General features: G+C 52.2%; 22 protein-coding genes. 18 read left to right on the top strand and 4 right to left on the bottom strand.

The window, feature by feature from the left end; genetic code table 11:
• Positions 1-181 precede the first annotated feature (181 nt).
• The 3 genes from ACMHLI_RS20335 to ACMHLI_RS20325 are packed head-to-tail and all read left to right on the top strand — an operon-like array spanning position 182 to position 1,752.
• Positions 182-661, top strand: coding sequence for an Hcp family type VI secretion system effector (locus tag ACMHLI_RS20335; RefSeq protein WP_413531050.1), 480 nt, complete (start codon positions 182-184; stop codon positions 659-661).
• A 48-nt stretch (positions 662-709) separates the two neighbouring features.
• Positions 710-1,411 carry a hypothetical protein gene (locus ACMHLI_RS20330; protein ID WP_413531049.1) on the top strand — a complete coding sequence of 234 codons (702 nt, stop codon included), beginning with the start codon at positions 710-712 and terminating at the stop codon, positions 1,409-1,411.
• Positions 1,411-1,752, top strand: a complete 342-nt coding sequence (locus ACMHLI_RS20325; protein WP_413531048.1) for a DUF2645 family protein — start codon at positions 1,411-1,413, stop codon at positions 1,750-1,752. Before ACMHLI_RS20330 ends, ACMHLI_RS20325 begins: the two co-directional genes overlap by 1 nt.
• A gap of 67 nt (positions 1,753-1,819) precedes the next feature.
• Here the strand turns inward: ACMHLI_RS20325 and ACMHLI_RS20320 are convergent, their stop codons facing one another.
• Positions 1,820-3,067 (bottom strand): LVIVD repeat-containing protein, encoded by a 1,248-nt coding sequence (locus ACMHLI_RS20320; protein ID WP_413531047.1) that lies wholly within the window; start codon positions 3,065-3,067, stop codon positions 1,820-1,822.
• Between the two features lie 225 nt (positions 3,068-3,292).
• Here ACMHLI_RS20320 and ACMHLI_RS20315 point away from each other — a divergent pair, with 225 nt between their 5' ends.
• The 13 genes from ACMHLI_RS20315 (at position 3,293) to ACMHLI_RS20255 (ending at position 18,898) form a co-directional block, all read left to right on the top strand.
• Positions 3,293-4,375, top strand: coding sequence for an oxidoreductase (locus ACMHLI_RS20315; protein ID WP_413531046.1), 1,083 nt, complete (start codon positions 3,293-3,295; stop codon positions 4,373-4,375).
• A gap of 169 nt (positions 4,376-4,544) precedes the next feature.
• Entirely contained in the window at positions 4,545-5,528 is a 984-nt protein-coding gene (locus tag ACMHLI_RS20310) for a VirK/YbjX family protein (RefSeq protein ID WP_413531045.1), read from the top strand.
• A 405-nt stretch (positions 5,529-5,933) separates the two neighbouring features.
• Complete coding sequence (locus ACMHLI_RS20305; RefSeq protein ID WP_413531044.1) at positions 5,934-7,499, top strand: MFS transporter; 1,566 nt, start codon at positions 5,934-5,936, stop codon at positions 7,497-7,499.
• 90 nt (positions 7,500-7,589) lie between these two features.
• Entirely contained in the window at positions 7,590-9,758 is a 2,169-nt protein-coding gene (locus tag ACMHLI_RS20300; protein WP_413531043.1) for a right-handed parallel beta-helix repeat-containing protein, read from the top strand.
• Between the two features lie 75 nt (positions 9,759-9,833).
• Positions 9,834-10,514 (top strand): oligogalacturonate-specific porin KdgM family protein, encoded by a 681-nt coding sequence (locus ACMHLI_RS20295; protein WP_413531042.1) that lies wholly within the window; start codon positions 9,834-9,836, stop codon positions 10,512-10,514.
• A gap of 596 nt (positions 10,515-11,110) precedes the next feature.
• Entirely contained in the window at positions 11,111-11,356 is a 246-nt protein-coding gene (locus ACMHLI_RS20290; protein ID WP_413531041.1) for a hypothetical protein, read from the top strand.
• Between the two features lie 293 nt (positions 11,357-11,649).
• Positions 11,650-11,793 carry a hypothetical protein gene (locus tag ACMHLI_RS20285; RefSeq protein WP_413531040.1) on the top strand — a complete coding sequence of 48 codons (144 nt, stop codon included), beginning with the start codon at positions 11,650-11,652 and terminating at the stop codon, positions 11,791-11,793.
• A gap of 60 nt (positions 11,794-11,853) precedes the next feature.
• Positions 11,854-13,545, top strand: coding sequence for a Na/Pi cotransporter family protein (locus ACMHLI_RS20280; RefSeq protein ID WP_413531039.1), 1,692 nt, complete (start codon positions 11,854-11,856; stop codon positions 13,543-13,545).
• 128 nt (positions 13,546-13,673) lie between these two features.
• Complete coding sequence (gene otsB, locus ACMHLI_RS20275; RefSeq protein ID WP_413531038.1) at positions 13,674-14,495, top strand: trehalose-phosphatase; 822 nt, start codon at positions 13,674-13,676, stop codon at positions 14,493-14,495.
• A complete protein-coding gene (gene otsA / locus ACMHLI_RS20270) occupies positions 14,492-15,898 on the top strand; it encodes an alpha,alpha-trehalose-phosphate synthase (RefSeq protein WP_413531037.1) in 1,407 nt (468 codons plus the stop codon). The genes otsB and otsA overlap by 4 nt, the downstream gene beginning before the upstream one ends.
• An 80-nt stretch (positions 15,899-15,978) precedes the next feature.
• The gene (locus tag ACMHLI_RS20265) at positions 15,979-17,634 is read left to right on the top strand and encodes an alpha,alpha-trehalase (RefSeq protein ID WP_413531036.1); all 1,656 of its coding nucleotides are present in this window, start codon (positions 15,979-15,981) and stop codon (positions 17,632-17,634) included.
• Between the two features lie 76 nt (positions 17,635-17,710).
• Positions 17,711-18,109 carry a YybH family protein gene (locus ACMHLI_RS20260; RefSeq protein WP_413531035.1) on the top strand — a complete coding sequence of 133 codons (399 nt, stop codon included), beginning with the start codon at positions 17,711-17,713 and terminating at the stop codon, positions 18,107-18,109.
• Between the two features lie 111 nt (positions 18,110-18,220).
• The gene (locus ACMHLI_RS20255) at positions 18,221-18,898 is read left to right on the top strand and encodes a hypothetical protein (RefSeq protein ID WP_413531034.1); all 678 of its coding nucleotides are present in this window, start codon (positions 18,221-18,223) and stop codon (positions 18,896-18,898) included.
• 339 nt (positions 18,899-19,237) lie between these two features.
• Here ACMHLI_RS20255 and ACMHLI_RS20250 read toward each other — a convergent pair whose 3' ends face one another.
• Positions 19,238-20,221 (bottom strand): nitrilase family protein, encoded by a 984-nt coding sequence (locus ACMHLI_RS20250; RefSeq protein WP_413531033.1) that lies wholly within the window; start codon positions 20,219-20,221, stop codon positions 19,238-19,240.
• Positions 20,222-20,333: 112 nt separating this feature from the next.
• Between ACMHLI_RS20250 and ACMHLI_RS20245 the strand changes: the two genes are divergently transcribed.
• Together ACMHLI_RS20245 and ACMHLI_RS20240 are read left to right on the top strand one after the other, a co-directional pair.
• A complete protein-coding gene (locus ACMHLI_RS20245; RefSeq protein WP_413531032.1) occupies positions 20,334-21,185 on the top strand; it encodes a LysR substrate-binding domain-containing protein in 852 nt (283 codons plus the stop codon).
• Positions 21,186-21,347: 162 nt separating this feature from the next.
• Positions 21,348-21,770, top strand: coding sequence for an Hcp family type VI secretion system effector (locus ACMHLI_RS20240; protein WP_413531031.1), 423 nt, complete (start codon positions 21,348-21,350; stop codon positions 21,768-21,770).
• Between the two features lie 130 nt (positions 21,771-21,900).
• Here the strand turns inward: ACMHLI_RS20240 and ACMHLI_RS20235 are convergent, their stop codons facing one another.
• Positions 21,901-22,392, bottom strand: coding sequence for a hypothetical protein (locus ACMHLI_RS20235; RefSeq protein ID WP_413531030.1), 492 nt, complete (start codon positions 22,390-22,392; stop codon positions 21,901-21,903).
• A gap of 12 nt (positions 22,393-22,404) precedes the next feature.
• Positions 22,405-22,875, bottom strand: coding sequence for a DUF1240 domain-containing protein (locus ACMHLI_RS20230; protein WP_413531029.1), 471 nt, complete (start codon positions 22,873-22,875; stop codon positions 22,405-22,407).
• Positions 22,876-22,902 lie beyond the last annotated feature (27 nt).

Raw genomic sequence — 22,902 nt, 5'->3', positions numbered from 1 at the left:
TTTGTGAAATTGTTAAAACTACTATGATGTGAATGAGTTCTACTATGTATATATAAAAAATATATGAATTAATAAAGAAAACCCTTCATTGAAACAAGTAAAATTAATAAATGTGATATAGGCACATTAAATCCTCCAGGTTTCATGAGTACAATTTAATTTCACAACGTGAGGGTTTATCATGGCGAATAATATCTATTTAACGATAACAGGAAAGAAACAAGGTTTGATCTCGGCAGGATGTTCCACCTTCGATTCTATAGGTAACAAATATCAGGCTGGGCATCAGGATCAAATAATGGTCGTTTCATTCGAGCATGCATTAACCCGGGCTCAAAATGTAAATCACGGCCCTATTTCTTTCGTAAAATTCATTGATAAGTCATCTCCATTATTTGGAATGGCAATATCTAACAATGAAGAACTTGAGTTGAAATTTGACTTTTATAGAACGTCTGCATCTGGCGCTTATGAGCTTTACTATTCAATCACTGTCAGGAAAGCATTTCTCCATGGAGTCAGTGTTGTTTATCCTCATGCGATTGATCACTCTGGTAATCAACCAGAAGAAATGGTTTCAGTAAACTATCAAAGCATAACCTGGGAACATCATAAGGCAGGCACTGCGGGTTATAGTATTTGGGATGAGCGTATTTTTTAATCTCAAAAAAATGAAGTTTGAAAAAAAAGGATGATAAGGCCAAACCCTATGAATAATAAAAATGTGTTCTGTGAGCCAGCGCAAACGAAATTTCCACGATGGGATCTGATGGACTACACCATTTCAAAGTGGGAGAAAAATGGCGAAGAGTACTGGGGGCAGTCATATCTATTTCTATATAAAGACTCTTTCGTTAAATACCACAAAGACTTGATAATTAAGTATGCGAGTGAGGCGAAAATACCCGTGCTACTTCTAGCCGACGTGGCCTGGCAAGAGGCTGGAGGGAAACCAGATAACTTAAAGCCACAAGTGTTGTTATACAGACAACTTATAGATAAATTCAGAAGTAATAATGATTATTCAAATAGTGTATCCGTAGGTGTCGTAGCAATGCAAATACGTGTAGTTGCAGAGTTATTAGGTATTAATCCAAAAAATATTTCGAGCAGGCAACAATTACAGATTGGTCGATGTTTATTAAGCGATGATTTCAATTTGAAAATGGTTTCACTGCACCTGAGGGATTTGATAAAATTCGACTATCCTGATGCCAATACGCAAATATTGTCTGATGAAAATTTAATATTGGCAGGTTCAAGATACAATCGTGGAACCCAAAGGAAGAAAGAAGATTTCATTAGGGCTATGTCACTCCCTGATGACAGTCCTGAACGTGATTGCATTTCATACGGGCTTGCTATCATAAAACGAAGGAGTCGAGTTAAAAAGTTAATGGGGATTCAATAATGGAAAACCAGGGCAAAGCTTCACTTTCAAAGCTTCTTAAATCGGCGCAGTATTTTTACTGTCTTTTCTGTGCATTATTAATTTTTGCATTTTCTATTATAGATACAATTCACAGTGATGAAAGCATCCATCGATGGTGTGACAACGTCAATGGTGTTGATGGTATGGACGGTAATGTAACCAGAGGATTCTCATCATTTACAAGCGCTTTATTTTTGATCCCATTGTTATTTTCTTTATATACTGCCGTTCAAAACAAAAGACATTTTCTTTCTGCTTCAATAATATCTTTAATAATCTACTGGTTCTGGACATTCTTCGGCCGGTTCTGGTCTTGCTGAGTTATTTTTCTTGTACCGCTCGTGGTAAATCGCGCCTGAAATACAACAACCTCAGGCGCGCAAGCCGCTAACCCAAATACTCAATAATAGACAGGCCACCGTTGTAGTCGGTGCTGTAGATGATGCCCTGTGCATCGACAAATACGTCGCAGGACTGGATCACTTGTGGTCTGCCCGGACGTTTATCGACCATCTTTTCCGGGGCGGCAGGCACCAGCGCGCCGGTTTCTTTTGGCTGATAGGGATTGCTGATGTCGTAGGCTCGCACGCCTGCATTCTGGTAGGTGGCGAAAATGAGCGTTGAGCTGATGAAGCTTCCCGGCCGGTTTTCGTGCAGATTGTGCGGGCCGAAGTGCGCGCCTTTGCTGACGTAATCCCGCTCATCCGGCTGCGGGAAGGTGGAAATACTCACCGGATTCGATGGCTCCCGCACGTCGAACAGCCAGATCAGCTTCTCGCCGTCTTCCTGATTGTCGAGCACCGCTTCGTCCAGCACTACCAGCAAATCCCGGTCCGGCAACGGCAGCGCGGTGTGCGTGCCGCCACCAAAAGGCGGGCTCCAGTTGCGATGCGAAATCAGCTGCGGCGCAGTGCGGTCTTTGATATCCAGCAACGTCAGACCACCGTCACGCCAGCTGGCGTAGGCTGTGTCGCCGCTGATGATCGCGTGATGCAGCGCGTAGCGTTTACCTTCCGGCCAGTCCGGGGTTTCGCCTCCTGCGGTATGCATACCCGGCAGCCACCAGCGTCCGGCGACCTGCGGATTACGTGGATCGGCCAGGTCAATCGTCAGGAAGATATAATCACAGTAGCCGTCAATCAGCGCGGAAACGTAAGCCCAGCGCCCGCCGACGTACCAGATGCGATGAACGCCGATGCCTTCCAGCCCGAGAAAGCCAATCTCTTTTGGGTGATCGGGCGTCGATATATCAAAAATGCGTACGCCTGCGCTCCAGCCCCGCTCACGTGTGCCTTGCACTGTCTCGCTGACCGGGCGGGTGTAATAGACTTTCTCATCGGCGAAACGTACGTCGGCGAACAAATCGCGGGCGTTGATCACCAGCAGCAGATCATCGTGCGCCTGCAGATGCACGTTCCAGGTACCAGGCGGGGCAGCGACGAAACCGGCAGGGCGCGGATTTTTCGGATCGCGCACATCCACGATAGAAAATCCCTGCGACACCATATGGCCGATATACGCGTAGCCACGGTGCACCATGACCTGCACGCCGTCAGGTTTGCCGCCCTGATCGCTGTGGCCAATCAGCCGCATATTGCGGCAGTATTCGGGTTGGGGAAGAGATTGCGTTGTCATTGTATTGCCTGTCACCCTGTGTAATTAACCATCATTCGACCAGAAGACAATTCATTGAGCGTTTAAACACGCTTTTGGAATGCGTTAATGAATTGATAGTCCGAGTTTTGATGACCGCGCTTCGACTGGCAACGAACGAAAACGTATAAGTTAATGCTAAAGGGTATTAGCCATCCGGATGTCCGGGCGTAGGATGGTAACAGCTTCTATATTAAGGAAATCCCGATGAGTGATACTGATATCCGTGTGGTAACCGGCCCGGCCAACTATTTTTCTTTCCCAGGTGCGATTGACCGTCTGAGCGATTTTTACATGCCTGAGCAGCTGGATAAGGCGCTGTGGATCTACGGTGAACGGGCGTTAGTTGCCGCTCAGGATTATCTGCCTGATGCGTTTAGTGCTTCGCAGGCCAGGCGCGTGCTGTTCAAGGCGCATTGCAGCGAAACCGAAGTGCAGCGAATTGCTGACATCGGCGGGGGGGATCGTCAGGTCGTGATCGGCATCGGTGGTGGCGCGGTGCTGGATACCGCGAAAGTGGTGGCGCGCCGTCTGGGATTACCGGTAGTGGCAGTCCCGACCATCGCGGCCACCTGCGCCGCGTGGACGCCGCTGTCGGTCTGGTATAACGACGAAGGGCAGGCGCTGCGTTACGAAATCTTCAACGACGCCAATCATCTGGTGCTGATCGAGCCGCGCATTATTCTGGCCGCGCCGAAAGAATATCTGCTGGCCGGGATCGGCGATACGCTGGCGAAATGGTATGAAGCTGTGGTGCTCAGCCCGCAGCCGGAAACGCTGCCGCTGACCGTTCAGCTCGGGCTGAATACTGCGCTGACGATTCGCGACGTGCTGCTCAGTCAAAGTGAAGCCGCGTTGCAGGCGCTGGCGGATAACCAACTGACGCAGTCGTTCCTCAACGTGCTCGATGCGATCATCGCCGGTAGCGGTCTGGTCGGCGGGTTGGGGGATCGCTACACGCGTATCGCCGCCGCGCATTCGGTGCATAACGGTCTGACAGCACTGCCGCAGACCGATGCCTTCCTGCACGGCACCAAAGTGGCGTACGGCATTCTGGTGCAAAGCGCGCTACTCAGTCAGCCGGAGGTCGTGAGACAGCTGAAGGCGCTGTACCGCGTTCTGGATCTGCCGGTGAGCCTGGCGGAATTGAATGTCGATATTCACGATGAAAAGCAGATTGCGCGCCTCATTGAACGCACGCTACAGAAAGGGGAATCGATCCATCTTTTGCCAGGCTATCCCGACGCGAAACAGCTGCGTCTGGCGCTGGAATTTGTTGAAAGAAAATGAAGTAAAACCGGCGCGCTGACCAAAAAATCCGCCGTTTTGTCAGGATAATGTAAACGGCAGTTCAACAGAATTCATCCACTGTGGGCCTGCCGGTTTCTTTAACAGAGCGTTGTAAAGTTGTTTAAAAATCGGGTGATACCGTGAATATTTCAGGCAGCGGAAATCATTCATGGAACACTCATCCCTCAACGACATCGAATCCCTCAGCGGCACGCAGTCCGCTGACACGTCCAACAGCCAAAAAGCCAGCGGATTCAGTTTGTTTATGGATTTGCTGAGCGGCGCATGCGTGCCGGATAACCTCTGGCGTGACCGGATGTTCCGCGTGAAATACGCCGTCCGCACTTTATTGCACCCGCTGGATACGCTGAAAGTCCTTAACAAAATGGCCGCCGAACCGGTCTGGCAGGAAGCGTTCACTGTGCAGACCAAACTGCCGAGCAAAATTCACAAACCTTATCTGTATCTCGGGCTGCCATCCGCCGGTCGCGCCGGGGCACTCCTTGATCACTATGAGTTCGTCAGAAATCTGGAAAACGTGCAGCTGCGTAACACTTTTCTCAGCGCAGAAGGTCGCACCGTGAACCAGTTCAGCGGCAAAGATGGCGAAACCTTTAGCGTGGTGCTGGGGTCGATCGGTAAATCCGAGCGTGAAGGCGAAGCCAATATGTTTCTGTACATGGAAGAGACACTGCTGGCGGCGCTGACGTTCAGCGTGGTGCAACGCGCGGAAGGGCTGACGATGATCGTCGGCGGATTCCAGGGGGCGCATCGCTCAACGCCGCATGAGGTGATTAAACAGGCGACCAAATCGTGCTACGGACTGTTCCCGAAACGTTTGCTGCTGGAAAGCCTGCAACGCATCGCCGCGCAAACTGGCGTGCAGCGTATTCTGGCGGTCAGCGATACCGGCCATGTGTTCCGCAGTCTGCGTTATCGTCACCGCAAGAAAAACGTGTTTGTCGCCAGCTATAACGAATTTTGGGATTCCATCAGTGCGGCGCCGTATTCATCTGCGTTATACGACGTACCCTTGACGTTACCGCGTAAAACCATGGAAGAGCTGCCGAGCAAAAAGCGTTCTGAATACCGTAAACGCTATACCTTGCTGGATGAATTAAACCAAAGCACAACGTCATTACTGAAAGCCTGAACCAACGTTTTTTGTGATTTGACACGTCTGAAATTCACTCGCTGTAGCAAGCAACAGGGCCAGGGATTGGCCTTTCCTCCCTTTTCATGTGACTTGTATGGCAGCTCAACGCGCCTCTCTTTTTCCTACCTCAGATCTACGCTCATTTTAAGTCACGGTTTCGTAAAGCATTAGTGCGTTAATGATTCAATTCATAACTAATAGATTATGAATAATCTCGTCAATTGTGTTTTTTTTATGGATGAGAATGTTACACGTATCGCAAATCCGCCTGACAAAAACCCTCCCGCTGCGCTAAACGTGAGTTAATTCACATCTATTCATTCATTTCGCCTATATAAAACGCAATATCTATAAAAATGAAACACAGGTTCATAAATTCAAACTCTCTGGGCGGGAAACGCAATGAACACAGAAAAACCGATTTTATTCAGGCATCAGCTGGCGTACGGCGGCGGTAATTTACTGGGCAGCGGGGCGCTGGCCATTGCTGGTATCTGGCTGCTCTATTTCTACACCACATTCTGTGGCCTGACGCTGCTACAGGCTTCGGCGATCTTTTCTGTCGCCAGCATCATCGATGCAATCAGCAACCCGCTGATGGGTTACCTTTCCGATAACTTCGGCAAAACGCGCCTCGGCAAACGTTTTGGCCGCCGTCGCTTCTTTATCTTGCTCGGCATTCCTCTGATGATGTTCTACCCGCTGCTGTGGGTTGAGGGCTTCGGCTTTTGGTATTACCTGTCCACTTACGTGGTGTTCGAACTGATCTACACCTCGGTGATGGTGCCGTACGAAACCCTCGCGACGGAAATGACCACCGACTTCTCCGCGCGCTCTAAGCTGACTGGCTACAAAGCGATCTTCGGTAAAGTGGCCAATTTCCTCGCCGCGTTTATTCCCGGTCAGTTCATCCTTATCTACGGAAAAGACTCCGCCGAACCGTTCTTCTTCACTGCGCTGACTTACGGCGTGATCTTATGCGTCGCCATTGGCATGCTGTATCTCTCTTCCTGGGAACGTCCGACAGAAGAAACCACACCGGTTGATGAGAAGAAAATGACGCTGGGCAAAACCATGCTTACGCTGCTGCGTGACATGAAATCTACCTTCCACCTGCGCGTGTTCCGCAAACATCTGGGCATGTACCTGTGCGGATTCGGGGCGGAATGGCTGTTTGCTTCGGTCTTCACTTATTTCATCATTTTCGTTTTGCAATATGATCCAACCATGGTCGCCGGGCTGAGCAGCCTGAACTCGATTCTGCAACTGTTCTCCACCGCGATCTTCATCGGGATTTGCGTGAAGCACGGCTTCAGCAAGCCTTACATTCTGGCGCTGGGCATTGTGGTGTTCTCAGTGGCCTGCTACAGCCTGCTGCATTTCCTGCATCTGCCGCAGCAGTACGCCACGGTCGCCATGCTGACCATCACTGTCATCTTCGGTATCGGCACTGGCGGCGTGTATTACATTCCCTGGACGGTTTACACCTTCCTTGCGGACATTGATGAAGCCTTCACTGGCCGTCGTCGCGAAGGCATTTACGCCGGTGCCATGACCTTCTCCGGCAAGCTGATGCGCTCGGTGATCGTCTTCGTGATGGGCGCTATCCTCAGTTTCTACGGCTTCCAGTCCAAATCTCACACCCAGCCCGAAAGCGCCGTTACTGCCATTGCGATGGTGTTCTGTATCGGGGTGATTGCACTGGCGCTGATGGCGATGGTGTTCAGTAATCAGATGAAGCTGAACCGCAAAACTCACCTGGTGGTACTGGGCGAAGTGGCGCGTATCAAAGCGGGCGGCGAAATCAGCCAGATCCAACCGGACGTTCGTGCGGTAATGGAAAACCTGATTGGCTATCCGTACGAACAATGCTGGGGCAACAGTGAAGTCTGCCGCAAAATCTTCGATACGCCCGCCGTTGACCTGAACGCTCCTAAACCGATGGTGAGCACCACGCAGCACCCGTAATTCCTGAGCTTTACCTTACTCACGATAACCTAACCGACTGGCCGGTACACCCGGCCAGCGACGCCTTACGCATTCAGGATGAGAAAGATTATGTGGGAACGACACCTGTTTATTGTCGCGCTGTCTCTCGGGGCAAGCGCACAGGGCATGGCCGCCGCATTGCCTGCCCCCGGCAGTCTGGTCTGGCACAGCATCACCTTTGGCCAGTCCACCGATATTAATTTTGCGACTAACGTTTTGCCGGAAAAAATCGGCATGAACGAAACCCGGCTGGCGGACGGTAAAACCATCCCCGCCGCCGGAACGCCGCTGACGACGCCGTTTACCGTTGAAAGCCGCGGCGGAAAGGTGGGTAACAGCCACGACGGATTAACCTATTTCTACACGCGCTTACCGGCCGACGTGAATTTCCAGCTGGAAGCGGACATCACGCTCAACCAGTTTGGACCGGAAAACGGTGCCAAACCGGCGGGTCAGGAAGGCGCGGGTTTGCTGGTGCGCGATATTCTCGGAATGCCACGCGAGCCGGTGACCAAACCGGGCATCGAGGAATTGCCAGCGGCGTCCAATATGGTCATGAACAGCGTGATGGCGACAGGCGATAAACCACCGGTGGTTGCGTTAATTGCCAGACAGGGCGTGAAGCAGCCGTGGGGCAATACCGGCATCGGCATTGTGCGCGAAAGTTATCATCCGCTGACCACCCCCGCGCATTTCTCCCTGCGCCTGACGCGCACGGACACCGGCTTTGACGTCGCGTATGCGCCTCAGGGCAGCGAACAGTGGACGACGAAAACTGCCGAAGGCGCTGGCCGCATCACAATGCTTGATAAAACCGGCTATTACGTCGGGTTCTTCGCCTCGCGCAACGCCAGCATTACCGTCAATCACGCTAAGCTGACGCTCAGCGAAGCGCACACACAGCCTTCCGCACCCTACGTGACGCCGTCACTGAGGCCGCGCATTGAAGTGATGTCCTCTCCGGCGATAGCCCGACGCGACGGTGTTTTCCAGTTGCGCACTAACGGTGACGGGCAGTTGCAGATTGAACAGGGCGGCAAACCGCTGCTTCGTCAGCAAACGGTGCGCGGCGGCGAAGTGGCCGCGGTGCCGTTCCACGCCGACCAGCCCGCAACGGTGCTGCGCGTGACGTTTACGCCGAAAAATGGCCAGCCGCTGATGCAGGAATTTCCGGTCAGTATGGTGCTGGTGAGCAATCCGGATGAATTGTACGTCTCAGCGCAGGGCGCAGCGGGCAATGACGGCTCCCGCGCGCATCCGCTGGATTTCGCCAGCGCGGTCAATCTGCTGGCACCGGGCGGTACGCTTTGGCTGGAGGATGGTGACTATCCGGCAAGCTGGATCCCGGCGACCGCCAGCGGCACGGACAAGGCGATGAAAACGCTGAAAGCGCAGGGCGATAAGGTAATTTTCAACGGCTTGAAACTCGACGCCAGTTACTGGAACGTGCAGGGCATTACCGTGACGAAGAAAAGTTTCCATGTTGCCGGAAGTTACAATCATATCGACCGCGTTAAAGCACATCACGCCGACGATACCGGCATCTGGGTGGCCTCGCCGGACGGCATCGGTCGCGCATTGTGGGCGAGCCACAATCTGATCAGCAATTCAGAATCCTGGGGAAATCAGGATCCGGGGCGGAAAAATGCCGATGGCTTTGCGGTGAAAATGCGCGTCGGTGAGGGCAACCGTCTGGTGAACTGCTATTCCCACGACAACGTCGATGACGGTTTCGATCTGTTCAATAAGATCGAGGACGGCCCGAACGGCGTTGTCACGATTGAAAACAGTTTCTCGGTTCACAACGGCAGCAACGGTTTCAAACTCGGTGGCGAAGGATTACCGGTCGCGCACGTCGTCCGCCATAACGTGGCGGTGGAAAACGGCATGGACGGCTTTACCGATAACTTTAATCCCGGCGCACTGGTGATTGAAGACAACCGCGCGCTGAACAACAAACGCTTCAACTTCCTGTTCCGCCCGTCGCCTTATACCCCCGCTGATAAACAGGGCGTGTTCAAAGGCAACGTTTCGCTGAGTACTACGGAGGGCAAGTACGACGACGCGGTCAGCGGCAACGCAGATGACAGCAATTATTTCTATACCGGCCATAAAAGCGTGAATAACACCGGAAAAGAAATACAGCCGCAGGATTATCTTTCTATGACACTCCCGGAACCCGTGATGCGTAATCCGGACGGTACGTTTAATTATCAATATTTTCTAAAAAAGAAATAAATGAAGCCAAAATAAGACTGAAGTCTTAAATACAAACATAAAAACACTACTCAATATCTCTGGGATTATTAAAACATGAAAAATAACAGACTGCTGCTCTGCGGTCTGCTGCTGGCCAGCGCCGGTAGTCAGGCTGTCACTATTGATCTTCGCCATGAATGGCTGGACGACAGTAAGCAAAATAAAGACCGGGCGATGGTGTCACACCGTTTTGCCAGCGGCTTTGGTTTCTCGCTGGAAGCCAAGTGGAAGTCCGGTGGGGATAATCCAAACAAACCCTTTAATAATCTGGTGGATAACGGCACAGAGAGCACCGTCAGCTATCAGTATAAAGTGACGCCGGCGTTTTTCCTGCAACCCGGTTTTACGCTGGAATCCAGTTCGGATAACAGCATCTATAAGCCATTTTTAACCGCCGGATATACCTTCGACAGCGGCATCTACCTTAATGCCCGTTACCGTTATGAATATACCCGATATACCAAAGAGAATACCGAAGACCGTAAAACCAATCGGGGCGAAATCTGGCTGGGATATCGTCTTGCCGACTGGCGTTTCGAATATAACTATATTTATAAACACAGCGACCAGGTGTTATACGACAATGATAAATGGGATTACGAACAGGATCTAAAAGTCGCTTATAACATTAATAAACAATGGACGCCGTATGCGCAGATCGGCGATGTCTCAGTGCGTAAAACCACCGACGAACGCCAGACGCGGTTCCGTCTCGGCGTGCAATACAATTTCTGATAGCTAAACCTCAACATGTCTGACAGACACGCCGGTCGGTTCAACACTTACCGGCGTTTTTAGGTTTCTGCCTGTGCGGTCGTTCAAACTTCTGGTGCATCCCGCCAGATTCTGCCTACTTCGCCGCACTGCATGGCCACGGCGCCAGCTGGGTGCGCCTGTCTTATGACAAATGGCACCATTTACTTATCCGGGTGAAGTTCCTTTCAACGGTAAGCCGGAGTTTGAACCGATCCGCCGTCGCCTTGCCGGGAATGAATAGCCTGGCAAAATAATAAGTTTGTTTACGTTCGTTTATATTTCCATGTAACCTCACTCAAATATAAACGAACGATTTAAACTGCTTTTGCAGGTTGACAATAATATACAGCATGGGTAAATTGCACGAGCCGGAAGTTGCGGCCTTTATCCACTAATACATAAGAGACTAATGGACACAGTATTTAGTAACTCACCGGACGACGCTGACATAGCGCGCCGGAATTTTAAACATGAAATCGATTGTGATCATTTCATCGTTTGGGTGTGCCTCGCCAGAGCCTGATGCTCTTGTGTTATCTCACCTCAACCTGAAAGTCACGGTCCCGAGGTGTGTTATGAAGTTCAAATCTACCCTTTTTGCCGATGTCAAAACGCTGACGTCCACTTTGCGTGTCCGCCCGTCCCGCGACAGGACGCTGGGTGCCCGTAAGAAAGATTCGCCATCCATTTTTTCTTCTAAAATCAACAGAATGCATTCCTCTGTGACCACCTGGCGTGTCAGTCCTGTCACCGGCCGGCTGGAGCAGCGTTGTATCGTTTCTGACAGCGAAGAACCGCAAAGTCGGTTTTCCCCCGCCTGATTCAGCCCGTGGCATTTTTGCCGCGCTGAACATCGTCTTTATTGACGCCTGACCGTTATCGTCTTTTTTATTATTTCTGTTCATGGAAATAATAAAGAGAGCGGCGAAGCCATGCCGAAATAAAAGACAAATAATCGATTTCACTCCGTTTATTTAATGCTCGTTGTTGAAAGGGAATTAATAAATGGCGGGAAGTCCTGCGCATTAAAATTGATAAATACCGATCGCTTAATTAACGCGAATGTTTCTGGCAGGAACATCGCTCGGCAAAATCTGCCGAAGCGTTGAAAGCCATGGTCCGCACGACCGCCAGCGTATTGCGTCGCGATGCGGCAGGACAACCGGGCAAACCAAACAGTGGTTCTGATCCGCTGAACAAGGTGCCGCAGCCCATCGCGGCACCTGTCCTGACGCTTAATTTCGCTGTCAGCTTTTGACCAAAATCTTTTCATCATAAAAGAATAACAACGACAACCCTGAAAAAGGGGAGCAAAGAAATGACTGTAATGACCATGACCACCCAATCCGGAACCCAGCTGCTGATCAACCTGGCTGGCGCGATCGCGCTGCTGCTTTGGGGTTCCCATATGATTTCGACCGCGCTGCAACGCGGTTTTGGTACACCGCTGCGTAACTGGATGGGGCGGCACCTCACCAGCCGCTGGATGGCGCTGCTGGCCGGTATCGGCATCACCGGCTTGTTGCAAAGCAGTACGGCGGTCAGCCTGATGGCGACCTCCTTTACCGCCGCCGGAACCCTGGGCCTCGCGCCGGCGCTGGCGGTGATGCTCGGCGCAAACGTGGGCTCCACGCTGGTGGTGCAACTGATGAGTTTCAACACCGGTGTTGCTGTCCCGCTGCTGATACTCAGCGGCTTCGTGGTATTTAAAATCCGCGATCATTCTGGTTTCGAAAGCGCCGGTTGCGCGCTGATTGGCCTCGGCCTGATGCTGATGTCGCTTAGCCTGCTGGGCGCGACGCTTAGCCATATCGAAACCACGCCGGTGTTCCACGCCGTGATGCAGGGGCTGGAGGGCGATACGCTGATCGCACTGCTGGTGGCGATCGTCCTGACGCTGATTTGTCACTCGAGCGTCGCGGTGATTTTGCTGATTGCCTCGCTGGCCGCCACCGGCGTGATGACGCCGGTCACCGCGATGGTACTGGTGCTCGGGGCGAATATCGGCGGGGCATTGCCGCCGGTGCTCAACGCCGGTTCCGCCGCTGCACGCCGTCTGCCGGTGGGAAATCTGCTTATTCGTGGTGCAGGCTGCGTGCTGGCGCTGGCGATGATGCCGGTGCTCAGTACGCTGGCCGACAGGCTGGCGCTGACGCCGCCGCAGTGGGTGATCGGGTTTCACACGGCATTCAGCGCAGTGCTGGCGGCGGCCTTCATCGGCCTGACCGCACCGATGGCCCGTATGCTGGAGCGACTCTTGCCGGAAGCCGGGCGCGCCGTTGACGCCGGAATGCCGATGTATCTCGACGAAGCCGGGCTGGATATCGCCTATATCGGGCTGTCCAACTCGGTGCGTGAATCGCTGCGCGCCGCCGACATGCTGAACTTGATGCTCGACCGGCTGCGGGCGCTGTTCCACGCGCCCGAAAATCGTTCAGCGGCAGACATCCGCCAGCTGGATCACCAGCTTGACGGACTGAGTGCGGCGATCCGCGCGTATCTGGCCGATCTGGGGCAGGACGGGCTGAGCGATTCCGACGCCGACCGCGCGCAGGAGATCCTGATGTTTGTGATCAACACAGAGCACGCCGGAGACATTCTCTCCAGCAGCCTCGCGCAGCTGGCGACACGTCGTGCGCAACGGGGTGAGCTGTTCAGTGAATTCGAGTTGCATAACATCGGCCTGCTGCATGAGGAAATTCTGACCAGTCTGCGTCTGGCGGTCACCGCGTTCCTTGGCGAAGACCTGCCTGCCGCACATCAGCTGGTGGCGCGAAAGGAAGTGATCCGCCAGATCGAAGCCACGGCCAGCCGTGAGCATTTTAAAAAGCTGCGTGAGGATAAAAATGCCTGGGCGGAATCGGGCGATATTTTCCAGCGCGTACTGCGTGATTACCGCCGCGTACATCATCACATTGCCGCCGTGGCCTATCCGGTGATTGACCGGCTGAGTGATGAGAGTCTGCTGGTGAGAAATGACCGGGACAGGCTGGAGGAAGGCAGACCATGAGGCGCAGTCGGTTCTGGAATAATCCGATAATCCCTTTAGCCCCTTTAATTGGGGCTATAGTTAATCGATTGTAAAAGCAAGAAGCACAGCATGTGATTGTGCTCAGCCTCACAAACAGGAGCATCATTTTGAACAGCAGCACGCAGGATACTACCCCGGAAACACCCCCGAATCCCGCCATACACGGCGGGGATTATGCGTTCTTCTTCGACGTCGATGGCACGCTGGCAGAAATCTGCCCCGAGCCGGACGCCGTCAGTATCCCCGTTAATGTCCGTAACAACCTGCAAACTTTGTCGGTGGCCTGCAATGGCGCGCTGGCGCTGATCTCAGGCCGCCCGATTGAGCAACTGGATCAGCTCGCCACGCCGTTTGTCTTCCCGGCCGCCGGTGTTCACGGCGCAGAACTGCGCGACAGCGCAGGCAATCTGCACCGCGTTTCCCTGCCGGAAGCGGTGGCGGTGCCTTTACTGCACATGCTGGAACAGGGAATGGCGGAAATGCCGGGTACGCTGCTCGAAGCAAAAGGAATGGCGTTTGCGCTGCATTACCGTCAGGCAACGGATTACCAGCAGCAGGTGCTAACGCTGGCTGAAGCCGCTGTGGCGAAGTTTCCGCAGCTGATGTTACAGCGCGGGAAATGCGTGGCCGAAATCAAACCCCGCGGCAATGATAAAGGGGCCGCCATCACCGAATTTATGCAGCAGGCGCCGTTTGCTGGCCGCACGCCGGTGTTTGTCGGTGATGACCTGACCGATGAAAAAGGGTTTCAGGCCGTCAACGCGCTGCACGGGATCACCGTGAAAGTCGGAGATGGGTCAAGCCATGCGCGCTACCGGCTCGGGAAAGTCACCGACGTTTACAGCTGGATTGAACAAATGCTTGAACAAGCGATGTTACAACGTCACCTAAATAACAATAATGTAGAAGTAAAGGAGTCCAGTTTATGAGTCGCCTCGTTGTAGTCTCTAACCGTATTGCCATCCCTGATGGCACCAAATCCGCCGGCGGTCTTGCCGTCGGTATTGTGGATGCATTGAAAAATACTTCCGGCCTGTGGTTTGGCTGGAACGGTGAAATCAGCGAAATCTCTGAGAGCGAAGAAGATGATATGAGCGTGGTGGAAGACGACGGTATTACGTATGCCTCGGTCCCGCTCAATCAGAACGATTACGATCTCTATTATTGTCAGTTCTCCAACGCCGTCCTTTGGCCTGCGCTTCATTACCGCATCGATCTGGTGGATTACCAGCGTGAAGCCTGGGAAGGTTACTGCCGTGTAAATGACCTGCTGGCGAGAAGATTGCTCCCGCTGCTTAAACCTGACGATATTCTGTGGATCCACGATTATCATCTGCTGCCTTTTGCTGCGTCACTGCGAAAACTGGGCGTGACCAACCGCATCGGTTTCTTCCTGCATATTCCGTTCCCGACACCTGAAATCTTCAACGCAGTGCCGCCTCATAACGAGCTGCTGGAAATGATGTCGCAGTACGATTTGCTGGGGTTCCAGACCGAAGGCGACCGTCTGGCGTTTCTTGATAATCTGGGCGAGCTGACCACCTTGCAGCCGACCGGCACTTATATGCATCAGGCTTTCGGTAACACCTTCAGCACCGGTGTTTATCCGATCAGCATCGCGCCGGACAGCATCAAAGAGATGGCCGAAGGGCCACTGCCCTCCAAACTGGCGGCGATGGAGCAGGAACTGCGTGAAGCGCAAAATATCATTTCCTGTGAGCGTCTGGATTACACCAAAGGTCTGCCGGAGCGTTTTCTGGCGTTCGAAGCGCTGCTGGAGAAATTCCCGCAACATCGCGGTAAAGTGCGTTACTCACAAATCGCACCGACGTCGCGCGGTGATGTGCAGGCTTATCAGGATTTGCGCCACCAGCTTGAGACCGAGGTCGGACGCATCAACGGTAAATATGGCAGCCTGAACCAGACGCCGCTGTTTTACCTCAATCAGCATTTCCAGCGCAGTTTACTGATGAAGCTGTTCCGCCTGACCGACGTCGGGCTGGTCACGCCGCTGCGTGATGGCATGAATCTGGTGGCGAAAGAGTATGTGGCGGCGCAGGATCCGAAAGATCCGGGTGTGCTGGTGCTTTCTCAGTTTGCCGGTGCCGCCAATGAACTGACCGCTGCGCTGATCGTCAACCCCTATGACCGCGATGATGTCGCCGCCGCGCTGGATAAAGCACTGACCATGCCGCTGGAAGAGCGTATTGAGCGCTACAACGACATGATGAACGTCCTGCATAAAAACGATATCGCCAACTGGGGCGATACCTATCTGAAAGATCTGAACGCCATCTCCACCCACAGCATCGGCCATGACGCCGTGGCGTAAATAACATCGTCACATTCCACTTTCTGGCGCAGCCCTGAGTCCGGGCTGCGCTCTTTCAGCAATACAGAGGCTTGTATCATATGGAAAACACCAAAATTCAGATGAAGGATCCGACTGAGTTCGATGTGGAAGACGATCGCCTGACTGAACTTGAACCTATTGAACTGATTCTTGAAAGAATGATGGACGCCGAGCCAGAGCCGGAGATGATCGAAGGCCTGCCGCATTCTGATGCGCTAACGCCCGCCGACCGTTATCTGGAACTGTTTACCGCCGTGCAGTCCTCGCACCTGTTTGAAGACAGCAAAACCTTTCCCGACTGCCCGCCGAAAATGGATCCGCTGGATATTCTCCTGCGCTACCGCCGTATCAAAAATCATCCCGGCTTTAACTTACAGCGCTTTGTGGACGCCCACTTTTCGCTGCCTGCGCACCACGGTGATGAGTATGTTTCCGATCCGGGCGATTCCCTGAAAGAACACATCGATAAGCTTTGGCCAGTTCTGACCCGCCAGCCTGAAGATCACGTGCCGTGGTCTTCTCTGCTGCCGTTGCCACAGGCGTACGTCGTGCCGGGCGGGCGCTTCAGCGAGACTTATTATTGGGATTCCTACTTCACCATGCTGGGGCTGGCGGAAAGCGGTCGTAACGATCTGCTGCGCACCATGGCGGACAATTTCGCGTGGATGATCGAAATCTACGGACACATTCCGAACGGCAACCGCACTTATTACCTCAGCCGCTCACAGCCACCGATTTTTGCGCTGATGGTCGAACTGTTCGAGGAAGACGGCGTGCGCGGCGCGAAGCGTTATCTCGATCACCTGCTGATGGAATACGATTTCTGGATGGACGGTGCGGAATCATTGACGCCCAATCAAGCTTATCGTCACGTGGTCTGCTTGCCGGATGGCACGTTGCTTAACCGTTACTGGGATGACCGTGATACCCCGCGCGATGAATCCTGGCGGGAAGACGTAGAGACCGCCAAACTTTCCAGCCGTCCGGCCAACGAGGTGTACCGCGATTTACGTGCGGGCGCAGAATCCGGCTGGGATTATTCGTCGCGCTGGCTGCGTGATGCCGACCGCCTCGCCAGTATCCGCACCACGCAGTTTATCCCGGTGGATCTCAACGCGTTTCTCTACAAGCTGGAAAGCGCTATCTGCAATATTTCCGGCCTGAAAGGCGATAAAGTCACCGCCGCGCAGTTTCGTGAAAAAGCTGACCTGCGCCGCGAGGCGATCAACCGCTATCTGTGGGATGAAGAAGAAGGGTGCTTCCGCGATTACGACTGGCATCAGCAAAAAATGGCGCTGTTTTCTGCCGCCAGCGTGGTACCGCTGTACGTCGGCCTCGCGACTCACGCGCAGGCCAAACGGCTGGCCGGGGCGGTGCAAAATCGCCTGCTCACGCCGGGTGGAATCATGGCAACCGAATACGACACCGGCGAACAGTGGGATAAACCCAACGGCTGGGCACCGCTGCAATGGATGGCCATTCAGGGCTTTAAGCTGTACGGCAACGACGCGCTCGGCGATCTCATCGCCCGCAGCTGGTTGAAAACGGTCAATCAGTACTATCAGCAGCATCATAAACTGATCGAGAAATACCACATCTCCGGCGATGCCTCTCGCGGCGGCGGCGGTGGCGAATATCCGCTACAAGACGGTTTCGGCTGGACCAACGGCGTGGTGCGCAGGCTGATCGGTTTGTATGGTGAGAATTATGATTGACCGCTTGTCTGTATGCCGGTCTCTCTGATAAAAACGGGGACTGGCTTTCTTTCACAGGCATACAGGAACCGTTCAGATGTCGACACACCCGATACGGCAGGTCATTGAAGCCTGCGACAAAGCGATCACCGCCCGCGATTTCGACCTGCTGATGACGTACTACGCCGAAGATGCGGCGCTGGTGGTGAAGCCTGGTATGGTCGCCACCGGCAAAGACAATATCCGCAAAGCTTTCGTGGCGATCTCTGATTATTTTCAGGGGCAGCTGGTAGTGGAACAGGGCGAGATGCAGGTCATCGAAGGCGCAGGCGATGCGCTGGTCATTATGGAAACAGTATTACATTACCCGGACGGAGAAGGTGTTTTCGTGACAACGTCACGTCGCGCCACTTATGTTTTTCGCCATGATGCGGACGGGCATTGGGTGTGTACCATCGATAACTCCTATGGGACGGATTTGCTCAACATAAGGTGAGTTGACAGGATTATTTGCTGCAACCGATTCTGAAAGTAATCTCAGCATCTGGTAAGGGCAATATCACTTAGGCAGAATAAGAAAAAACGGGAGAGTAAATCAGGGATAGTCATGAAAGCCAGAATGATCGTTACCAAACTTGAAGTACGCAATATTAAGCTCACACGGAGTACGGGGAGAGTCGGACACGACTTTGATTTAGTCGCGAAAGTGAGAGTCCAGCCGCGGACAATGGGTGCGCTTTCTGGTGAGGGTATTGATTGCCCTGAATTACAATGGATTGAAACGATTGACTGGTACCGGTTTGATACGTTTGCCAATCACTGGATACATGCGGGTACGCAAACGCACAATAAAGATCTATACAAAGCGAACCCCATGTCTCAAACGTTTATCACCTGGCGGGAAGAGAGTCGTTACGCATTTGCCCGACATACACCCTGGTTTCCAGCCACACTGAAAAATACCTACGGTACTGAAGCCAAACACTGGATCGCCCAGAACGGTTTCGAATGGGAGATCCCCATCAGGGATATTCCCGCCATAAGTTTGCTGGACGGCTCGGGTGGCGGTGCAGGCGCCAGTCTGGTCATCGGCCCCACCCGCCGCCGGGTCATCCGTTTCGAACTCGGTTTTACCGGGTGTCATCATCGAATTCATTGCGCACAAATACTCGAAACCATGAATGGCCAACCCACGATAAATGCTTTTGTACAAAGAAAATTAACCGACGCAGAGCTAAATGCCCCCCACAACGTTATCGCTTGGCGAAATTTAGCGGGCTCGTAGTTCAGCCACATCACGGGCTCCCACATGGCCCGTGAAATTCCCTTTCGCACCAGCAATCACCTAAGCAGTACGCTTTCAGGATTTATCATCCGCATTTAAAAGGACCCTGAACTCTCCCGCCATTATGACACCGTCGAAAAGCTGCTCGCCAACCAGAATATTGATCTGGTTGTCGTATTAGCAACGCACGCGGTGTTGAGAATAAACATGACAACCTGGTAGAGGGAATGCAGGACGTCGCATACCTTTATGCGGCCTACGCGCGCGATAAAACGACAGGGTCGTCAGAGGCCACGACGTTTGAAGATGCATTACGACAGCACCAGCTGATCGACCAGATCACTTCCGCTGCGGTAATTCCTCAGAAAACCGTACCGTAATGGCGTCGCGTTCATACCCCTGACGCTCGGTCAGAATGTGGTACAGCTCAGGCCGGCGACCGGATATCCAGCGGCGGCCGGTGCTCATCGGGATTAACGAGAGATCGAGCACCGCGCGTACCATCGCGTCACCGGCGGCCCAGGTTTCTTCGGCGATGCGGCCATAGGGATCGAGGATCATCGCGTTGCCGGTGCGCACTTCGTCATCGTCAGCGCCGACGCCGTTGCTGAACAGAATAAACAGCCCGTTATCGTGAGCGCGGGCGGGCAGCCAGCGCATCAACCATTCGCGGCCGTTGGGGCCTTTGAACGCGGCGGTGATTTCCGCTTTGCGCTCTGCGCGTTGCTCCCAGAGTTCCAGCGGGATTGGCTTCATGCCATGCGGGCTGCGCGAATGCGTGCCGCCGGTCTGATGCGGGGCCAGCAGGATATCGGCGCCGAGCAGCGCGGTGGCGCGTACATTTTCCACCAGATTATTATCCCAGCAGATCAGGATGCCGACCTTTACACCCCAGGGTGTATCAAACACCGTAAAACCTTCGCCACTGCTGATCGCCGGATGCTCAAAGGCGTGCAGCTTACGATGGGTATGCAGCGAACCGTCCGGCATGCAGGCCACGTAGGCGTTGTAGAGTCGGCCATCCGGCGCGCGTTCTATCAATCCCGCGCCAATCAGCATCTGATGTTTCATTGCCAGCGCACGGATAAGTGCCACTGACGGGCCGGTTTCCACCGGTTCCGCCAGCGCTTCAAAGCCCGCCACGCTGAGCTTGGGCACATGCCAGTAGCCAGTGATACACATTTCTGGAAAGGCGAGTATTTTCACACCTTCGACGGCGGCCTGCCCGATAAATTTCTCCATCATCATCAGGTTATGTTTCTTGTCTCCTGCCTGATGCTGGAACTGAACCACTGCCGCTTTGACTGACTGATTGTTTTGCATCGCTGCTCTCCGGACGTTTTCAGGGGGTCTGTTGACGCTGGTATTACAGCAAACGGGCTGATAACTTTATAATGAAGAGTTTTCCAAATTTGATAACCATTCGGAATGTAAAATGAACCTGCGTTTGCTCCACGCTTTTGTGATGCTGGCTGAAAAAGAGAACTATGCCGCTGCCGCTGACGCGCTGGCGTTATCCCAGCCTGCGCTGACCAAACAGATCAACCTGTTGGAAGCGACGCTGAATGTGACGCTGTTTTCGCGCGGGCGGCACGGGACGTGCCTGACCACCGGCGGCCAGCTTCTATTGCCTGAGGCGAAGAAGGTATTAAAGCAAAACGCAGTGTTTTTACAGCACGCGACGCAGATAGCAAAAGGTGGTGAAGGTGTGATTGCCGCCGGGTTCGGGCTGTCGGGTTTTCTCTTTGCGCCACAGTGCATTGCGCGGTTCCGGGCGCAATACCCAGGTGTAGCGTTCCGGCTGGAAGATCTGCCGTCCGCGCAGCAATATGACATGTTGCAGAGCGGGGAATTGCAGGTGGGATTTGTCCGCGTACCGCCGCCCGCGCCGCTCAGCTATCACGTGCTGTTTGAAGATAATCTGGTGCTGGTCGCACCGGAAGATAACGGCCTGAGCCTCAGCGGATGGCTGAAGAAATTGCCGCTGTTGCGCTTATACGCGGATCGCGGTCGCGGCCTGAATGCGCAAACCGACCGCTTTCTGGAGGAAAACCGCTGTTTTGCGTCAGCCACGCAGCAGGCGGAAGATATCCAGACCATTGTGGCGCTGGTGATCGCCGGGATCGGGGTGGCGCTGTTGCCACAAAGCGTCATCCACATCGCGCCGCCGGGGCTGAATATTATTCCACTGACCGGCAAAGCAGCGCGCTGGCAGGTGGGTATCGCGTGGGATGCGCAGACGCCCGATCTGATCCGCGATAACTTTGTGAAGATGGTGATCGGCTAGATCGGAAAGATGTGCACGTTTTTACGCGAAAATCTCTAGGCGTTTCAGGAGATTTATTTAATGAACCTATTCAGTCATTGTAAATCCAAATAATCAGTGAGTTTTAAAAAGCAATCTCACGAACAGAACATAAATTTCATGAATATTTAAAGGAATAATATCATGGCAAATCTTATATATCTCACTCTCAATGGCCAGACTCAGGGGCTGATCTCATCCGGTTGTTCATCACTTGACTCTATTGGAAATAAGGCGCAAATAGCCCATTTAGATCAGATAATGGTTTATGAGTTAACGCACTCCATTTCCCGAGATCAGAATGCAATGCATCACCCGGTGATCCTCACTAAACCTATCGATAAGTCATCACCTTTACTCGGAAAAGCGATTTCTGAAAATGAAATGCTTACCTGCGATATTGATCTGTATCGTACGAACAGATTCGGTGCCAACGAACTTTATTATAAGTTGAAATTAACTCAGGCTCGTATTGCCGATCTTCATCTTATATTCCCTCATATTATATTTGATAGTAAAGGGCAGCCTCAGGAAGTCGTCACGTTATCTTATGAAACGATAACCTAGGAACATATCTCAGCAGGTACAAGCGCGTACAGTTTGTGGCATGACAGAGTGATGTAAGACATTGACGTATACTGGCAGGTGGGAATTTCTCCTGCCAATATTTGGAAATGAAAGTACGAATTTTAGGGATTCAATTCTGTTTTTTGCTGTCACTTTTCCCCCATGGTTTTACGCCAGTAATCTCAAAGCATTTATTTTTGTCCTTCACATAATAGACCCCCGAGAATGCACCGCCAACGGGGCAGGAGTGATAGGATGAAAAGGCAAAAGCAATATTTATGGCAGGCCCTAGCAATACTGATGAAAAGAAAATAATACAGGTTATCATCCCTAGTTTATCCACATATTTCATCACGCGTGGATCTACTTTTTGATTTCTGGTGAAAAAAGAACTCAGAAAAGCAACTTCATAGGCTAAATATAATGGCATAACAGTCAGAATGGGCAGGCTTCTCCAGTTAAAATATATTATATCCGCGAATGATAGGATTTTTAGAATATCTTGTAATGTCAGCCAAATAAGGAAAGGTATTGGCATGGGGAAAATAATTACAGCTATTAATCGAGCGATAATATTTCTATTGGATTGTAATTTTTCATCTGTTTTTTTTGAAAAACTCATTATATGTTCCTCTCAGGGATTATCAATTTTGTGCCTATTCCCTTCGCCCCATGGTTTCACGCCAGTAATCTCAAAGCATTTACTTTTATCTTTCACGTAATAAACACCGGAGAATGCACCGCCAACGGGGCAGGACTGATAGGATGAAAAGGCAAAACCTATATTGATCAGCGGACATGCAAGTAATGAAGAGAAAAACAAAACCCCATAAATGATGGACATATGCAGCATATATTTCAGTAACTTTTGGTTTGCCTTTTTATTCTCTGTAAAAAAACAACTAATAAATAGGCACTCGAGATAAATCAAGAAAGGGGCTGATACTAATATTGGTACTACCCTCCAGTTATAATAAACAACGTCAGAACCGCCAAACAAATCCATCAGATCATAAATACAATAGCGAAAAAGGAAAAACTGCAGTATAGGGAATATAGTCACCAATAAAAATAAGTACAGCAAAGTCTTGTATCTACCAGGCATGTAATCACCAATTCCTATTAGGGAAAA

This window comes from Rahnella inusitata, assembly GCF_965118895.1.
GTDB lineage: Bacteria > Pseudomonadota > Gammaproteobacteria > Enterobacterales > Enterobacteriaceae > Rahnella > Rahnella inusitata_A.
Note: the sequence above shows the minus strand (reverse complement) of the source record. Positions and strands in the feature narration are given on the sequence as shown.

Coding starts and splice junctions, on each gene's coding strand:
- ACMHLI_RS20335 (WP_413531050.1), top strand. CDS start 182: ATGGCGAATAATATCTATTTAACGATAACAGGAAAGAAACAAGGTTTG.
- ACMHLI_RS20330 (WP_413531049.1), top strand. CDS start 710: ATGAATAATAAAAATGTGTTCTGTGAGCCAGCGCAAACGAAATTTCCA.
- ACMHLI_RS20325 (WP_413531048.1), top strand. CDS start 1,411: ATGGAAAACCAGGGCAAAGCTTCACTTTCAAAGCTTCTTAAATCGGCG.
- ACMHLI_RS20320 (WP_413531047.1), bottom strand. CDS start 3,067: ATGACAACGCAATCTCTTCCCCAACCCGAATACTGCCGCAATATGCGG.
- ACMHLI_RS20315 (WP_413531046.1), top strand. CDS start 3,293: ATGAGTGATACTGATATCCGTGTGGTAACCGGCCCGGCCAACTATTTT.
- ACMHLI_RS20310 (WP_413531045.1), top strand. CDS start 4,545: ATGGAACACTCATCCCTCAACGACATCGAATCCCTCAGCGGCACGCAG.
- ACMHLI_RS20305 (WP_413531044.1), top strand. CDS start 5,934: ATGAACACAGAAAAACCGATTTTATTCAGGCATCAGCTGGCGTACGGC.
- ACMHLI_RS20300 (WP_413531043.1), top strand. CDS start 7,590: ATGTGGGAACGACACCTGTTTATTGTCGCGCTGTCTCTCGGGGCAAGC.
- ACMHLI_RS20295 (WP_413531042.1), top strand. CDS start 9,834: ATGAAAAATAACAGACTGCTGCTCTGCGGTCTGCTGCTGGCCAGCGCC.
- ACMHLI_RS20290 (WP_413531041.1), top strand. CDS start 11,111: ATGAAGTTCAAATCTACCCTTTTTGCCGATGTCAAAACGCTGACGTCC.
- ACMHLI_RS20285 (WP_413531040.1), top strand. CDS start 11,650: ATGGTCCGCACGACCGCCAGCGTATTGCGTCGCGATGCGGCAGGACAA.
- ACMHLI_RS20280 (WP_413531039.1), top strand. CDS start 11,854: ATGACTGTAATGACCATGACCACCCAATCCGGAACCCAGCTGCTGATC.
- otsA (WP_413531037.1), top strand. CDS start 14,492: ATGAGTCGCCTCGTTGTAGTCTCTAACCGTATTGCCATCCCTGATGGC.
- ACMHLI_RS20265 (WP_413531036.1), top strand. CDS start 15,979: ATGGAAAACACCAAAATTCAGATGAAGGATCCGACTGAGTTCGATGTG.
- ACMHLI_RS20260 (WP_413531035.1), top strand. CDS start 17,711: ATGTCGACACACCCGATACGGCAGGTCATTGAAGCCTGCGACAAAGCG.
- ACMHLI_RS20255 (WP_413531034.1), top strand. CDS start 18,221: ATGAAAGCCAGAATGATCGTTACCAAACTTGAAGTACGCAATATTAAG.
- ACMHLI_RS20250 (WP_413531033.1), bottom strand. CDS start 20,221: ATGCAAAACAATCAGTCAGTCAAAGCGGCAGTGGTTCAGTTCCAGCAT.
- ACMHLI_RS20245 (WP_413531032.1), top strand. CDS start 20,334: ATGAACCTGCGTTTGCTCCACGCTTTTGTGATGCTGGCTGAAAAAGAG.
- ACMHLI_RS20240 (WP_413531031.1), top strand. CDS start 21,348: ATGGCAAATCTTATATATCTCACTCTCAATGGCCAGACTCAGGGGCTG.
- ACMHLI_RS20235 (WP_413531030.1), bottom strand. CDS start 22,392: ATGAGTTTTTCAAAAAAAACAGATGAAAAATTACAATCCAATAGAAAT.
- ACMHLI_RS20230 (WP_413531029.1), bottom strand. CDS start 22,875: ATGCCTGGTAGATACAAGACTTTGCTGTACTTATTTTTATTGGTGACT.